This is a genomic window from Chryseobacterium sp. SIMBA_028 (assembly GCF_046535285.1).
GTDB lineage: Bacteria > Bacteroidota > Bacteroidia > Flavobacteriales > Weeksellaceae > Chryseobacterium.
This window is the reverse complement of record NZ_JAWRWZ010000008.1, coordinates 51,280-65,488: the sequence shown is the minus strand read 5'-3', so window position 1 is coordinate 65,488 and position 14,209 is coordinate 51,280. Positions and strand designations below refer to the sequence as shown.

The following is a 14,209-nucleotide window of genomic DNA, read 5'->3' as shown; positions in this document are numbered from 1 at the left end:
CCTCAGAAAGAAGAGACCGTTTGCTCAAATCACAGTCAGTAATTGCCTTGGTCTCCTTTCGCAAGTTTACTTTTTGACTGGTTTGATTGGTTCGGAATAGAGAATGAACTTAAAAAAGTTCGTGTTTATGCGCTTTTAGGTAATCTTTTTTTACCGTAATGTGAATTCATTTTCATAAAATTTTACTGTGATTTGGTAGTACCAATATATCACCTATAAAAATCACAGCAAAATGAATTAGAGATTATTTGAAAAATTGTAGTAAAACTACGACTTGACATTCAGTTGATTATTTAACATCTTACCCACCATCCCTTTAGCGAAAGACTATCAAGCTCATTTTCTTAAAGATACATTGCTTTTTCCATTAAAAAAAAACAAATTCACGCAGATTTATATTTTTCAATAACCCGAATAACATTATGAATAAAACAGTATAAAAAGACCAATAATTCTGATTGTTTATCCTCATTTAATTCAATAAATTTGTGATAATATGAATATAGAAAAGGGACTAATATTACAATTACAGCTTGCTACACTAGAAAGTCAGGGATTACTAAAGAGTTCTTCATTTGGAACAGGAAAAAATGCTGTACTGAAAGCTTTAGAGCATCTTGGCTATATACAAATTGATACCTTATCAATTGTTGAACGTGCCCATCACCATACCCTTTGGACAAGAGTTCCGGACTATCAGCCAATCTACTTAGAAGAGCTGGTGGAAGAACGTAATATATTTGAATATTGGTTTCATGCTGCGTCCTATCTTCCCATGAGGGATTTCCGTTTTGTCTTACCTCAAATGCGAGGTGTTCAACAGAATCAGGCTCATTATTATAATGCAGATCCAAAAGTAATGCAACATGTGCTTGATGTCATTCGAAATGAGGGTCCTAAAAAAGCAAGGGACTTTGAGAATGATAGTAAAAAGGCTGGAAGCTGGTGGAGCTGGAAACCTACCAAACTGGCTCTTGAAAGGTTATTTATGCAAGGAGATTTAATGATTTCCAAACGCAAGGGAATGGAAAAAACGTATGACCTCCGTGAAAGAGTTCTCCCGGACCATATTGATCTAACAGAACCTACCCCATTTGAGTTTGCTGAATATCTGGTAAGAACCTACCTCCGTGCCTATGGTTTCACAACTTTGAAGCAAATAACACACCTCAAAACAGGAGGAATTTTGAAAAAAGATGTCAATGAGGTCTTACAATCAATGCTTCAGGAAAAGGCCATACAACAGATTAACATTGATGGGATGGCTCCTATTTTTACAGAAATTAATATAATGGAAAAAGCATTTGATGGGTCTCCACGTGTTCAGCTTTTATCTCCTTTTGACAATTCTATTATTCATCGTGACCGCATCCAGCAGATCTTCAACTTTGATTTTCGTCTTGAATGCTATGTTCCCAAGGAAAAGAGACAGTATGGTTATTTCTGTCTGCCTATTCTATTTGGAAATACATTTATCGGAAGAGTTGATTGTAAAGCACACCGAAAGAACAAACAGTTTGAACTCATTCATCTGCATATTGAAAATATAGATATAGGTATCGAATTGTGGCTGGAACCTTTTATAGAATCAGTAAAACAGTTTGCCAAATTTAATGGCTGCACGACTCTGCTGTTAACAAAAGTAAGTCCTACAAAACTGACCGGAACCATAAAAAAAATGCTAAACAAGTGAACTTAATTCATGATTAAGTTTGCTCATCTATTGATAAAAAACTCTTCAAATGGAAGCCTTTAGTAATGAACATGCAATAAGTTTCTTTTGTTGATCTTATTTCTTTTCTTTCGCTGGTGGAAGTGATGGCGGGGCTTCGGTTATGGGATATCCGCTGCGGATTATCCCCATTAAGTGGATATCATTTTCTGAATTATAAATTATATCATATGATCTGGAAAATATAAACTGAAAATAAGGGGTCGTATTTTTTGCTTGACTTAGCTCAGTCTGTGTATTATATGATGGAGGCATTGAGCGCATTTCTGAAATCTTGGTGCTTGTCCCGTTTTTATTTTTAATTGTTCTTTCATGCCCTTCAAAATCGTAATCAAATCCTATACTGCTTCCATTATCATAGGTTCCTTTGAATATTTTAGGCTTCTTGTTTTTGTCCGTATAGGTAATGGTATAGTGAATATCATCTGTAAATTCTATCCTATTAGGTGTGCTTTCCTTGGTAAGCTTTATTTTCAGCTCATTTTCATCCGAATAAGAAACAGATTTAGAATAGTCTACGGTAAAATACCAGGATGTATTTTGAAAAGGATATATATTTGATTTTGGAAAATTGTATTGGTTTGTGGAAGATCCAAATTGAGTTTCCTTATCATAAGTCAGAATAAATTTAAGATGGTGAAACTTAGTATTTCCCACCAATGAATCTTTGTCTATTAGAAACTGATTATTCACATCCTTAAATTTCATCTGATAAAGATTATCATTAACTTTTTCAAGCTTCAGCTCTTTATCCTGCAATCGTTTTTTAAAAGTATTCAGATTGCTGGTGGTAAGGTAATTAACAATTAACTGATTTGTTTTTGAGGTCCTGAGGGTAGAAAGAAAAACGGTTTCCTTTGAATCAGGCTGTACATACAACGAATCGCTGATTTTCTGAAATCTTTTTTTGGAAAGATAATCCTCATTCAGAATGACAATTGTATTGTTTCCAATTTCAATGCTTTCGTCTGTAAACATATGCCTTATATTCATAGGATAAAACTCCTGAGAGAAAGCCGTATTGCTGAAACCGAATATAAGAATCAACAATAGAGATAATAGTTTTTTTTCTGTTTTTAGCATTTTTATAAAGTTTCCATTAGTATTTTACAATCGATTTTTGAATGTAAAGACAACTATGATACACCATACATTTTCTTTTCCCAAGCTTTCAATTCGGTGACCATGGGTTCAGGTTTTGTCATAATTTTTTCCAGTAAGGCTGTAAAATTATTGGCTAGCCTTTCTGCTTCACCTGTTTCGTAATCTACCATTACAATTGGCGGATTGTCCGTAGATTCATTAAAGTCAAAGCATACTTCTCCATAATCAGAAAAGTTTCCAATCCCAAGATACCCCCGGTCTAAAAGAATCTCTTTCATATTTTCATTATTCTCTTTTAAGATTTGATTCCATAACCCGATAGGTTTTGGGTAGAGCCTGATGTCATTGTCCAGAAAAATTGTATAAAAATGTTTATATCTTAAGTATTCTTTGTAAGAATCAGGGAAAGTAATTTTCAGATCAAATTCTAGTTTTTCGATGTCGTTATCAGCAATGGTGGCATCTATTACTTTCCAGATCTTATCCTCCTCAGAAATCAAACTTAACAATGCTGTGGCTGCTCCTTTTTGCTCCAGATTCACTTTTGCAGGTTTTTGTTTGAAAGTAAGCCAGTTCATTTCACTTTTCATTTCAGGATGAACTTCTTTTTCGTACATAAGATATTCTTTATTACTTTCTACCAGTGCAAGCGCTTTATCTATATAGATTTTTATGATATTCATGAGCCGTAATTTTTCCTGAAAATTAATACTTTTCAAAATAATCAGTCGTAACATTCCGGCTTAATTTGGAAATTCACTCGTATCTATTCCATAGTCACCTTTTACAAACAAGCGGCCCATTGCTAAAAGCAATGGGCCGCTTGTTTGCTATCATCAGCCAAATAAAATTTGCTGTATTTTATTTCAAATTTCTGGATTCCAGTTCTTTTTCTAATGCCTGCTTATTCTTTTTCCATTGATTAGCTGCATAAAATGCAAAAATAAGTGGTAAAAAAGTAAAAAAACCGATCCCATTTCTCACACCACTGTATGTGGCAATACCAATCAGAAAGCCAAGAATAGCTCCATTGATTATATTTTCAGACTTGGATTTTTTTTTCTTGTCTAGTAATTCTTGATCTGTTAGCTCATTGAGTTCTTTTTCCTTCATTCACTTAAAGTTTTTTGGTTATTATTTTTGATTAGTTTTCGTTCGCTAACTTACAAAAAAACTAATATTTTCAGTAACAGGTTAAAAAGTAATACAAATACCAGCAACACCAGATGTTACATAGGTAAATTTACAGATAACATTAATCAAAATAAGGAATATTATTCATCATTTTTGCATTGTTTTTATTCTTCTTGCCCAACTCTGATAGACAGGAAACCAGACTTTATCTCCATTGGAGCCATTGCAAAGTATTACAATACCATTTTTTGTTGGTAAATGAATAAATGTGGCAGCACTCCAGCCTTCATTTTCTCCAGTATGTCCTATTGTTTTAAGGTCATCATAATTCATAAATCGATAACCAAGACCACTTTTTCCCTGATCTGAAAATGGTAAAACAGGACGCTCCATTAATTGTATGGTGGATGGTCTCAACACGTTATGCAATTTATCCGGATCTTGAGTAATAGACAACTCTGCAAAGTGAGCCAGATCTAACACTGTTGTTTGTAATCCTGCTGCAGCCTGTTCTGTAAATATCCTATTTTTTATGGGATTTCCTGAGGCATCATACGCTGTTGCTGAACTGGCCATCATCTCTGATGTCCATTCATAACTTGTGCGATTGAATCCTAAAGGTTTAAAAACATTTTTTTTCATATAGTCTGCAAACTTCTCATTTGTTTTTTCTTCAAGAATTAATTGGGCAAGGGTATAACCTCTACCTGAATACTCCCATTTTGTTCCTGGTTCACTTATCAGATATACACTTTCTCCATTTCTTTTGGTCTTTCCTGAAAGAGACTCTTCTAAACTTAGCAATGATACTCCTTGTTCTGAGCCTCCATACCCGTGTACCGAAAGCCCCGCCGTGTGACTGAGAATACGTTGCAATGTAACCTTTGATACATCATATTGGGATACAGGTAACTTCCAACGAACTAAGGATTTATTCACAGGTTCATCCAACGTTACAAGCCCTTTTTCTGTCAGCTGCATCAACCCCCATGCGGATACCATTTTGGAAATAGAGCCAACATTAAAGATTGTATGCGTAGTTATTGGTTTCTTGGTTTCTATATTGGCAAACCCAATGCATTGAACCCATGCAATTTTTCCATTTTGGATCACTGCAATGGCTACACCGGGAACATTATTCTTTTTGGTGGCTTCTAGGCCTATACGTTGAATTTCTGTGTAAAGTGAATCTGTCTTCTTGTCTAAATATCCGATATCAACAGCCTTTTTTGTTGTTGAACAGGAAAAAAGGATGGCAGCCAAGAAAAAAACAATTGTGTATCGAGTTACCTTGTTGATCATTTTCTTTTATTTATTTGTAATATTTACCCTATCAGCAAGCTGTAATTTAAGAATAAACTAAAGAAATCATGTCATAACAAATTGATTATTATGAAAATTGGCTACTCAAATTAATTTTTCATCTTCTGAAAAATCTTAAAACCTCTTACAGAAAGCAAGAGGTAAATGAACATATAATGAAAATAAAAAGTAAATTAACCTGCATTAATGTTCTTTCAAACAATATATCCACATACTAAAAGTGTATGGATTTTGCGTTGTAAAAAATATAAGACTGAAATTACAAGGATATTATTTTTAATACCCTTGTATTTCTAATCAAGATTTAATTATGCTAACTTTACGTTAACAGCATTTAAACCTTTATCGCTTTTTTGTACATCAAAAACTACTTTATCATTTTCACGGATTGAACTTGTGTTTAATCCTGAAGAATGTACAAATATGTCTTTACTCCCGTCTGATGGAGAAATAAATCCGAAGCCTTTTGCTTCGTTGAAAAATTTTACTGTGCCTTCTTGCATTGTAATTATTATTAAAAATTGTATGTATTATGATCTGTAGACTTTACAGATTTTATTTCTGAAATAAACTAACAGGCATTGTAAACCCTATCAGTTGTTGAATATTTTTTAGATCCAGACATTCCTCGGTATCACAAAAAGAAATAGCGGTTCTTTCTGTACCGGATCTTCCTGTTTTTCCAATTCGATAAACATAGGTTTCCGGAACATTTGGAAGTTCATAATTGACGACATAGGGAAAATCCTCTATATCCATTCCTTTTGCAGCAGTGTCAGTAGCAACCAACACGTTAATTCTGCTGTTTTTAAAATCATCAAGGGCGATCTGTTTTGCCTCCTGAGATTTGTTCCCATGAATAGCTGCTGCAAAAATCCCTACACTTTCCAGCTGCTGAACAAGTTTATTGGCAACCTGCTTCGTACGTGTAAAAACCAACGACTTTATGCTGTCTTTTTTACGCAGTATCTCAATAAGTAAGTCAGCTTTGTTTTCTTTCTGTACAAAATACACTGATTGTTTAACTGCCTGTTCTGTTGGAGACCCTGGGTTTATTGTAATATTTATAGGATTATTCAGGGTTGTTTCAGCAAATTTCTTTAGGCTTATCGGCATTGTCCCGGAAAAGAATAATGCTTGTCTTTTCTGAGGAGTCTGTTTTAAAATCTTTTTTATATCATTTAGCAATCCAAGATCAAGCATCTTATCTGCTTCATCCAAAACAAGTATTTCAATTTTAGAAAGATCAATATGTCTTTGATTATCCAACTCCAAAAGTTTTCCGGGAGTTGCTACAAGAATATCCACTCTTTTTCTTAGTGCCGCGAGTAAACTTCCCGTTGAAATACCTTCATAAATAGAAAGTTGAGAGAGAGGCAAATACTTACTATAAATTCCCAAGTCTTCTTCTATCTGCATAGCCAGTTCCCGGGTTGGGGTAAGTATTAATGTTCTTATTTCTTTATGTTCGGGAGTGTGTCTTTTAAGTAGTTGTAGAATTGGCATTGCAAACGCAGCTGTCTTTCCGGAACCGGTTTTAGCACATCCAATTATATCTTTTCCCTCCAAAATATGCGGAATTGCAATTTCCTGTATTTCAGTAGGTCTGGAATAGCCAGCTTCTGTAACAGCACGGATAATTGGATTGATTAGATTTAAATTTTTAAAATTCATTATAAATTCCGGTCTTCCGGTAGTTTGTAAGCAAATCTGTTTATCAGAATTTGATTTGGTGTATTAGGATAAAACAAATTAAGGAATACTCTTTCGGCTTATCATTTTGCTTGCTTTCGCCATAACAATAATATTAAAACATTATTGATTATCTTGCAATAACATATCGCTCCTATTCACAATAGGATTTTATAATCTACTACTTTCACATTTGAAATAAAGACTATAAATTGGTAGCTGAAAAAGCAAAACTGAAAGAAAAGATTGTGATTTTAAACTCTTACAGAATAGCAAAGGCAGTGACCTATTTTATAAATGCTTTACAAACTTACAACAAAGAAAAACAATAAAACCATATTTAATTAGTTGATTATCAAAAATATATTCGTAGCTTTCGCACGTTAACCTAATTATTTGCTGGTGCGGATGATTTTAAGCTCCGAAGTATGCAAACATCCTTTCCTATAACAGATCTTTCCCCCTGTACTTTAGAATCACATGCTGTACCCCATATCAAAATTGCTTATTTTATCATGGTACATCATAAACCTGAAGCATTTAAAGCCATGTTTCAAAAAATCTATACAAGGGATCAATTTTATCTTATTCATATTGACAGAAAGTCGAATCCGAAGTTCACGGAAGAGATCCAATTGTATATTGTTCAATTTCCTAACGCTTATATTTTAGAGAGTCTGAACATTGTATCAGGTGGCTTTAGTATGATTCAGGCAGAACTTAATGCTATGGAATTCCTTCTGAATGTAAACCAGGGATGGGATTATTTTATTAATCTAAGCGGTGAAGACTATCCTCTCAGATCTCAAAGTATCATCCGTAAATTTCTGACGGCTAATAAGGGCCGAAATTATCTTTTTTATTACGACCAGGAGTTTTACAGACCAGATACCCTGCAAAGAATACAGAATCATTTTACGGAATTGGCATATATGATTTCTTCATTCATTTATAAAAGAGATTTTATGAAAGGAGTAACCCCTTACATCGGGGGGAAATGGTTTATGTTTACAAAAGAGACCTGCCAATTCTTAACAAACAATAAAAGGGTAATGGATTTTGAGGATTACTATCTTCATACTTTTTTACCTGCAGAATCGTTTTTCCAGACTGTTCTTATGAACACATCATTCAATGATATTATCGTTAATGATGATAAAAGAGCCATATTTGGTAAGTCATTTTTCCAAAATAAACAGAATATACTAACCTACATTGAATCTTTGAAATCCAGCAATCAGCTTTTTATTAGAAAAGTAAATAAAAAAACAGATGAAAACATTTTGAGTTATATTGAAGACAGTTTTCTCTTTCCTTTACCAGAAATTAATGAAATTGAAAGAGAATTAAAAAGGGAAGATCGTCAAAACAATTAATTTTTCAAGGTAACAACCTGCTTTAGTGCATATCATCAGCCTCATCATGTCATTTCTTTTTGATGATAACATCTCCCTCTGCTAATGTAAGTTTCTCATTATGAATACTTACCTCAATCCAATGATCAGGATTATCCGATTCACCATCGTTTATTATTCTATAGTCAGAATAGCCTGTATCAGAATCAGGTAATTCCAGAATGGCTTTAATGTTTTTTTTATTAATTTGATGCTTCTCAAAAAGGCTTACTAAGTAAATGATTTCCGACAGCTCTTTTTTCAGTTGCAAATTAGATTCTTTATGTATATTCTTGCTTATTAACTTACTTAATCTACCTATCTCCTTCGTTATAAATTCCTTTGCTGTCATCACGTATTATTTTACAGGGTTTTCAATATAAATTGCGCTTATTTTACCTTAATCCAGCGCCTGAGGATCTTTAAATAAAAAAGCCCCAGCTTAAAAAACTGGAGCCATATCTTATTAAGTAATACTCTCTATAGGCTGATATTGTCTAAAAGAGCCTTTACTTCTTCTAAAGAAATTTTATTTCCAGAGGCTACAATAGAATATCTGTTTCCTTCCAGATACTGAATGTTTGCCATTCCATCACTTTCATACATACTTGAATCAAATAAGGCCTGCCACCCTTTGTAACTCTTAATGATAAGCTTATCACCAGGTTCTTCTATTGCTTTAATTTCTAAATAATTAAGCAAACTAGACTTCACCTGATCTGCGCCCGGACCTGCTCCATCGGCCACCATCAGATAAATATTTTGATCCCCTTTCTTATAATTGGCAGTTGCAAATGAACCGGTATCTTTATCCTCAAAAGCATCAACTTCTGTCAACTTAAATCCAGCCACCTCTTTCTTAAATTTAGCCTTGAACTCACCTACAGTAATAGGCTTTATTTTCTTTAAATCCTTAGCCAGATTCTCAACTTTCAATGAATCAGAATTTCCAGATGCTTTCTCAATCTGAATAGTTGGTCTTTTGGCAAAAACAGAATTAGATCCCACCGTAAGTACCAATGCCATTGCTAAAAATCCTGTTCCTAGATAAGTAATTTTCATAATTTATTATAGTTTTAACAGGATCACTTTCTACAAAAAACACACCAATGTGTATTTCATTCAGGATAAAATATACTTTAAATTAGTTTTCCTAGAGGTTTCTTAGCTCATATTCAATTTCATCGTGATCTGTCTCTGCAATTTTCACAAAGTTAAGTCGTTCCAAAAGCTTAATGGCCGGATCATTTTGTTTACTTGTTGCCGCCCAAATTCGTTTTAATCCCATATGATTAAGCCCAAAATCAATAGCCAACAACATTCCATCGGTCATATATCCTTGTCCATAATATTTTGATAATAAGACACAGCCTAATTCGCCCTCCCCTTTATCCAATCCACGATAGTAGCCACAGGTCCCAACGATTTTACCAGATGTATTATCTACAATTCCCCAGTGAATGGAATTCCCATCCTTATAATCCTGATTGATTTTTGTCTGCATTTCAGCAGCCTGCTGAACGGTTTTTGCCTGAACAGCATCGTAAAATGAAATTTCAATGAGGTCACCCAGATCGGTATCAAGAATCTGTCTTAATGATACTCTGCTGCCTGTTACATTTGGGAAATTGTTGTGTTGAAAAAGTTTCATGGTTGAAAAGTTATAGCTTTAAAAAATTCACACCATCATATAATCTATTCAGTAAACGATATCTGATCATATGATTTTATAAAAATACTGTTAATTTATTGAACTAATATATTTACTTTGGTTAATTACTATTTCTGCGTTGAGCACCCAATCTTGCAAAACATAGATTTTTATTTCTCGTTTTTAATCATTTTCATTAAATCTGTATGGGTTTTAAACGTTTTCTTGAAATCATTCAAATTATATCCAATATTTTCTAAAACGATTAAATTCATATCTGTCTTAGGATAATAATAAGCCGCTGAAGGAAAACCCGGAGCATATCCAAATGCCCCAATCTGCGTATTCTGTTCACCATCTAGAAATAATAATCCATATCCGTATTCTATTTTGTCGAGAACAGGGTGATTTCTGGTGGCATATCGTGTTTTCATCATATCCAGGGTAGTATTCTTTACAAGTCTCCCCGAGTATAAGAGACGATACCATTTTAATACATCTTCAGCATTGGAGATGAAGCCTCCTCCCGCTATATATTTGACGGGATTGCCCGTGGCATATACAAGTTTACCATTTTCATCTTCTTCATATCCTTTTACAAGACGGTTGTATTTTTTATGATCGGGATGAAAAGTATTCTTCAGTGCATATTGGGTAAATAATTCTGTTGCTATTTTTTCAAAAGACTTATGGTTTATTTTTTCAAGTATTTGAGCTAGTAGCCCAAATCCTATTTGAGAATAATGAAATTGGGTTCCCACTTCAAATTCTAGGGGCTGGTCGATTTCTAAAATTCCATGGGTATGGGTAAGCAAATGATGAATGGTGACCTGATTGGACCAGGGTTGCTTAATTTCAGGAAAATATTTATCCAGTTTATCGGTTAACTGTAAATTTCCTTTTTCATATTCTCTAAGAATTAAAACTGCAGTAATTTGTTTACTGATAGATCCGATATAAAACTGATCTTTTGTTTTTAATTTTGTTTTACTATCAATATCAGAATATCCAAATGCTTTTTCGTATTGGATAGTTGAATCTTTTGCTACTAAAATAACCCCGTTGAAATGGTTATTTATCGCTATACTATCAATTATTGATGATGAAGGGGAGTATTGATTCTTGTATGTATTATTCGTTTTACATGAAGAAATTAGCAGGAATAAGGATACTCCCAAAATATTTAATTTCATTAGATTTTTATGGATTTTGTTCAAAAATACAAAAAGCTTAGGATGAAATATATAGGAATAGGCATTTAATTTTTCGCAGAGAAAAACAGCATAATAGCAAAAAAACAGTTGTTTCCAGATTACTTTCTATTCATCTTTCATCTATTTTTAAAATTAAATTGTACTTTTGTTATTCTAATTATGCAAAAATTTCTCAGAGTCTTTTTTGTTTCCTGTTTATTCCTGATATTTATTTCGAATGTCAGCGGAATAAGTACATGTCTTGATCATGCTCAACACACAAAGACGAAGGTGATTTATAAAAAAGGATCCAAAGAAGAGAAAATTCCTACTTTTTCTCAGGATGATGAATGCCAGTGTGCACTTCATATGCATATGAATAATATTCTTCTCCCTGAACCTTTGCAAATGGATTTTGCAATCAATGCTTCTAATGACAGCGAAATGCCTCAACCCAAAGCCATTTCTTACCGTTGTCTACTCGACTTTTTTAGTTCGAGAGCTCCCCCATCTATTTCTTCCGTGGTAGCCTAAGTTACGCTGCCTTCATTTTACATATGCAGATTCTTGAGTCTGTATGTATACTCTGTGGATACTCGTGTTTTCATCCACTCACCCATATCTTTTTATTAATGAGGCATATTCAATGCCTATTTGATCTTATTTATGATTACCAATAATTTTTATTATTCGGGAATAATTCATTTTATTTCCCCAGTCCCTGTCAGGTTTTTGAGCTTAAGTTTCATTATAGCATCATCAATTCTTCATGCTCAGTCCCATCATCAGGATACTTTATCTTCCGTTGTACAAACTGTTGAAATTATAGGAAGGAAGTCTAAAGATTACACTTCCGATTATTCTTTTGCAGCCACTAAAATTGCGATGAAAAATAAGGACCTCCCCTTAACTCTTAATACGGTTACAAAGGAACTTATTACTGATCGTCAGGCATTCCAGCTTGGAGATGTCATGAAAAATGTAAATGGTGTATCTCCTTCAAGTTATTATAATCAATATAATATCAGGGGAATCAGTCAAAACGAAGAGGGGCAGATTATCAATGGGATGCGGACAAGACAGTATTATTTTTTACAGCCCATGACATCCAATATAGAGCGTGTAGAAGTATTCAAAGGCCCTGCAAGCATTACCATGTCCAGTGTTGATCCAGGAGGAACAATTAATATGGTAACTAAAAAACCCATATCAATACCCCGTCATGAAGTCAGTTTATCAGGAGGCAGTTATGATACCTACCGTATCACTACTGATCTTACAGGTCCTTTAAATAAGAGTAAAACCCTTCTTTATCGTTTCAACGGAGCGTATCAAAATGCCCAGTCATTCAGGGATCATGTCAAAAACAGTGGTATTCTAATATCCCCTTCTTTGACATTTATTCCCAATGAAAAGACATCTGTGAACGTAGAAATGATTTTTAATGATCTCTATGGAAATTTGGACAGAGGGCAGCCTATTTTCGGAGCTGTTGCGGGAAAAACAGATCTTAAAAGCACCCCCAGAACATTAAATCTTGGTGCCCCTGATGATTTTTTTAAAACCAGAGACCTCATCATTATGGGAAGTTTAACTCATCATTTTAACAAATTCGTCAGTTTTAATGCCTCTTATATGAAGCAGTACTGGAGAGAAAACCTGCAGGAACACAGGACTACCAATACTTTTGTTCCCGATATGGATAATAAGCCGGTTTCTAATCTGGCTATGATGCAGTTCGTACAAAGAGAACAAAAATGGGCAGTAGATAATATCAATGCTTATTTTAATTTCAATTTTAAAACGGGCTCGGTTCAGCATCAGGGGTTAATAGGATATGACAGCCAAATATGGGAGAAACGTAAAGGTGGTCAACAAAATGCGGCAAGAGGCTTCCTTTTAAAGGATGGCTCAGTAGTTTCTTCTTACAATCCTGCCAATGCAGACAACTATCAAACAGCCAATTACAATGGAACATTAATACCCAAGCCGAATGTGAATCCGTTTGATCTGAGCCCCGGTGCAGCTAACCATCAGGGTGTTGATTTTAATACATTGAATATCATCACCCCACTGCCTTCCGCATTAACGACTACACATGCCGCATACATTCAGCATCTTTTTACCTGGAAAAAATTTAAAATATTATCCGGCATCCGTCAGGAGTGGTTTCAAGATACCACCAACTTTAAAGAGCCCAATAAGTCTTCTTTTCAGAACAACAAGCTGTTATACAGGTTCGGAATTACATACAGCCTAACCGATAATATCAATGTGTATGGAACTTACCTGACAGGATATCAACCGCAATCTAATACAGTAACATTAATGCCTAACACATCCAGTCTTACAGGTCCAGAATCTGCAGCAAGGTTTAAGCCTTTAACCTCTGACCTTAAAGAGGTAGGGATAAAAGCTAAACTTTTCGGAAAGATAGCTGTGAATATCGCCGTTTATGAAATTAATCAGAGAAATATTTTAATCAATGCCAATAACCCTGCAGAGCCAGATGAGCTGACACAAAGGGGTGCGGACAGGAGCCGTGGTTTTGAAGCAGAATTTACCGGACATATTCTGCCCCAATGGCATGTATACGGAGGGTACAGCTATATTGATGCTAAAATATTAGAGGATACGAATAGTAATTTTATTGGGCAAAGAAAAGAAAATACCTCTAAAAATTCAATCAACATCTGGACCCGTTACAACTTTTCAGCCATTCAGGCAATAAAAGACTTTGGAATCGGTATCGGAATGCTCCAACAGAGTTCAAAAGTACCCTGGTTTACCAGAAGCTTTGAACTTCCGGCCTATACTACAATAGATGCAGCATTATATTTTGCTCCTGCACAATCTAATTTTCAGCTGGCATTAAACATCAATAATATCACAAATAAAACTTATTGGATCGGGGCACAAAACTATCTAAGGCTATTCCCCGGGGCACCGATAAATTATGTATTAACTGCTACTTATAAATTTTAAA

14 protein-coding genes are annotated in these 14,209 nt (G+C 34.3%); 4 read left to right on the top strand and 10 right to left on the bottom strand.

The window, feature by feature from the left end; translation table 11 throughout:
• Positions 1-496: 496 nt before the first annotated feature.
• The gene (locus tag SCA31_RS12020; protein WP_410697235.1) at positions 497-1,693 is read left to right on the top strand and encodes a winged helix-turn-helix domain-containing protein; all 1,197 of its coding nucleotides are present in this window, start codon (positions 497-499) and stop codon (positions 1,691-1,693) included.
• A 96-nt stretch (positions 1,694-1,789) separates the two neighbouring features.
• Here the strand turns inward: SCA31_RS12020 and SCA31_RS12015 are convergent, their stop codons facing one another.
• The 6 genes from SCA31_RS12015 to SCA31_RS11990 all read right to left on the bottom strand — a co-directional run bounded on the left by SCA31_RS12015 (position 1,790) and on the right by SCA31_RS11990 (position 6,967).
• Positions 1,790-2,815: a hypothetical protein gene (locus tag SCA31_RS12015; protein ID WP_410697234.1), complete on the bottom strand. Its 1,026-nt coding sequence runs from the start codon at positions 2,813-2,815 to the stop codon at positions 1,790-1,792.
• A gap of 53 nt (positions 2,816-2,868) precedes the next feature.
• Complete coding sequence (locus SCA31_RS12010; RefSeq protein WP_410697233.1) at positions 2,869-3,519, bottom strand: SMI1/KNR4 family protein; 651 nt, start codon at positions 3,517-3,519, stop codon at positions 2,869-2,871.
• 178 nt (positions 3,520-3,697) lie between these two features.
• A complete protein-coding gene (locus SCA31_RS12005) occupies positions 3,698-3,949 on the bottom strand; it encodes a hypothetical protein (RefSeq protein WP_410697232.1) in 252 nt (83 codons plus the stop codon).
• Positions 3,950-4,117: 168 nt separating this feature from the next.
• Positions 4,118-5,272 carry a serine hydrolase domain-containing protein gene (locus SCA31_RS12000; RefSeq protein ID WP_410697231.1) on the bottom strand — a complete coding sequence of 385 codons (1,155 nt, stop codon included), beginning with the start codon at positions 5,270-5,272 and terminating at the stop codon, positions 4,118-4,120.
• 329 nt (positions 5,273-5,601) lie between these two features.
• Positions 5,602-5,796 carry a cold-shock protein gene (locus SCA31_RS11995; protein WP_109619497.1) on the bottom strand — a complete coding sequence of 65 codons (195 nt, stop codon included), beginning with the start codon at positions 5,794-5,796 and terminating at the stop codon, positions 5,602-5,604.
• 52 nt (positions 5,797-5,848) lie between these two features.
• Positions 5,849-6,967, bottom strand: coding sequence for a DEAD/DEAH box helicase (locus SCA31_RS11990; protein ID WP_410697230.1), 1,119 nt, complete (start codon positions 6,965-6,967; stop codon positions 5,849-5,851).
• 446 nt (positions 6,968-7,413) lie between these two features.
• Here SCA31_RS11990 and SCA31_RS11985 point away from each other — a divergent pair, with 446 nt between their 5' ends.
• Positions 7,414-8,361 (top strand): beta-1,6-N-acetylglucosaminyltransferase, encoded by a 948-nt coding sequence (locus tag SCA31_RS11985; protein WP_410697229.1) that lies wholly within the window; start codon positions 7,414-7,416, stop codon positions 8,359-8,361.
• Positions 8,362-8,410: 49 nt separating this feature from the next.
• Here the strand turns inward: SCA31_RS11985 and SCA31_RS11980 are convergent, their stop codons facing one another.
• The 4 genes from SCA31_RS11980 to SCA31_RS11965 form a co-directional block, all read right to left on the bottom strand.
• Positions 8,411-8,731, bottom strand: coding sequence for a hypothetical protein (locus tag SCA31_RS11980; RefSeq protein ID WP_410697228.1), 321 nt, complete (start codon positions 8,729-8,731; stop codon positions 8,411-8,413).
• 128 nt (positions 8,732-8,859) lie between these two features.
• Positions 8,860-9,441, bottom strand: a complete 582-nt coding sequence (locus SCA31_RS11975; RefSeq protein WP_410697227.1) for a hypothetical protein — start codon at positions 9,439-9,441, stop codon at positions 8,860-8,862.
• A 91-nt stretch (positions 9,442-9,532) separates the two neighbouring features.
• A complete protein-coding gene (locus tag SCA31_RS11970) occupies positions 9,533-10,030 on the bottom strand; it encodes a GNAT family N-acetyltransferase (protein WP_410697226.1) in 498 nt (165 codons plus the stop codon).
• 170 nt (positions 10,031-10,200) lie between these two features.
• Positions 10,201-11,223 (bottom strand): serine hydrolase domain-containing protein, encoded by a 1,023-nt coding sequence (locus SCA31_RS11965; RefSeq protein ID WP_410697225.1) that lies wholly within the window; start codon positions 11,221-11,223, stop codon positions 10,201-10,203.
• Between the two features lie 291 nt (positions 11,224-11,514).
• Here SCA31_RS11965 and SCA31_RS11960 point away from each other — a divergent pair, with 291 nt between their 5' ends.
• Positions 11,515-11,757, top strand: a complete 243-nt coding sequence (locus SCA31_RS11960) for a hypothetical protein (protein WP_410697224.1) — start codon at positions 11,515-11,517, stop codon at positions 11,755-11,757.
• A 198-nt stretch (positions 11,758-11,955) separates the two neighbouring features.
• Positions 11,956-14,208, top strand: a complete 2,253-nt coding sequence (locus SCA31_RS11955) for a TonB-dependent siderophore receptor (protein WP_410697223.1) — start codon at positions 11,956-11,958, stop codon at positions 14,206-14,208.
• Position 14,209: the final 1 nt, after the last annotated feature.

Coding starts and splice junctions, on each gene's coding strand:
- SCA31_RS11970 (WP_410697226.1), bottom strand. CDS start 10,030: ATGAAACTTTTTCAACACAACAATTTCCCAAATGTAACAGGCAGCAGA.
- SCA31_RS11975 (WP_410697227.1), bottom strand. CDS start 9,441: ATGAAAATTACTTATCTAGGAACAGGATTTTTAGCAATGGCATTGGTA.
- SCA31_RS12015 (WP_410697234.1), bottom strand. CDS start 2,815: ATGCTAAAAACAGAAAAAAAACTATTATCTCTATTGTTGATTCTTATA.
- SCA31_RS12000 (WP_410697231.1), bottom strand. CDS start 5,272: ATGATCAACAAGGTAACTCGATACACAATTGTTTTTTTCTTGGCTGCC.
- SCA31_RS12010 (WP_410697233.1), bottom strand. CDS start 3,519: ATGAATATCATAAAAATCTATATAGATAAAGCGCTTGCACTGGTAGAA.
- SCA31_RS11985 (WP_410697229.1), top strand. CDS start 7,414: ATGCAAACATCCTTTCCTATAACAGATCTTTCCCCCTGTACTTTAGAA.
- SCA31_RS12020 (WP_410697235.1), top strand. CDS start 497: ATGAATATAGAAAAGGGACTAATATTACAATTACAGCTTGCTACACTA.
- SCA31_RS11990 (WP_410697230.1), bottom strand. CDS start 6,967: ATGAATTTTAAAAATTTAAATCTAATCAATCCAATTATCCGTGCTGTT.
- SCA31_RS12005 (WP_410697232.1), bottom strand. CDS start 3,949: ATGAAGGAAAAAGAACTCAATGAGCTAACAGATCAAGAATTACTAGAC.
- SCA31_RS11995 (WP_109619497.1), bottom strand. CDS start 5,796: ATGCAAGAAGGCACAGTAAAATTTTTCAACGAAGCAAAAGGCTTCGGA.
- SCA31_RS11980 (WP_410697228.1), bottom strand. CDS start 8,731: ATGACAGCAAAGGAATTTATAACGAAGGAGATAGGTAGATTAAGTAAG.
- SCA31_RS11965 (WP_410697225.1), bottom strand. CDS start 11,223: ATGAAATTAAATATTTTGGGAGTATCCTTATTCCTGCTAATTTCTTCA.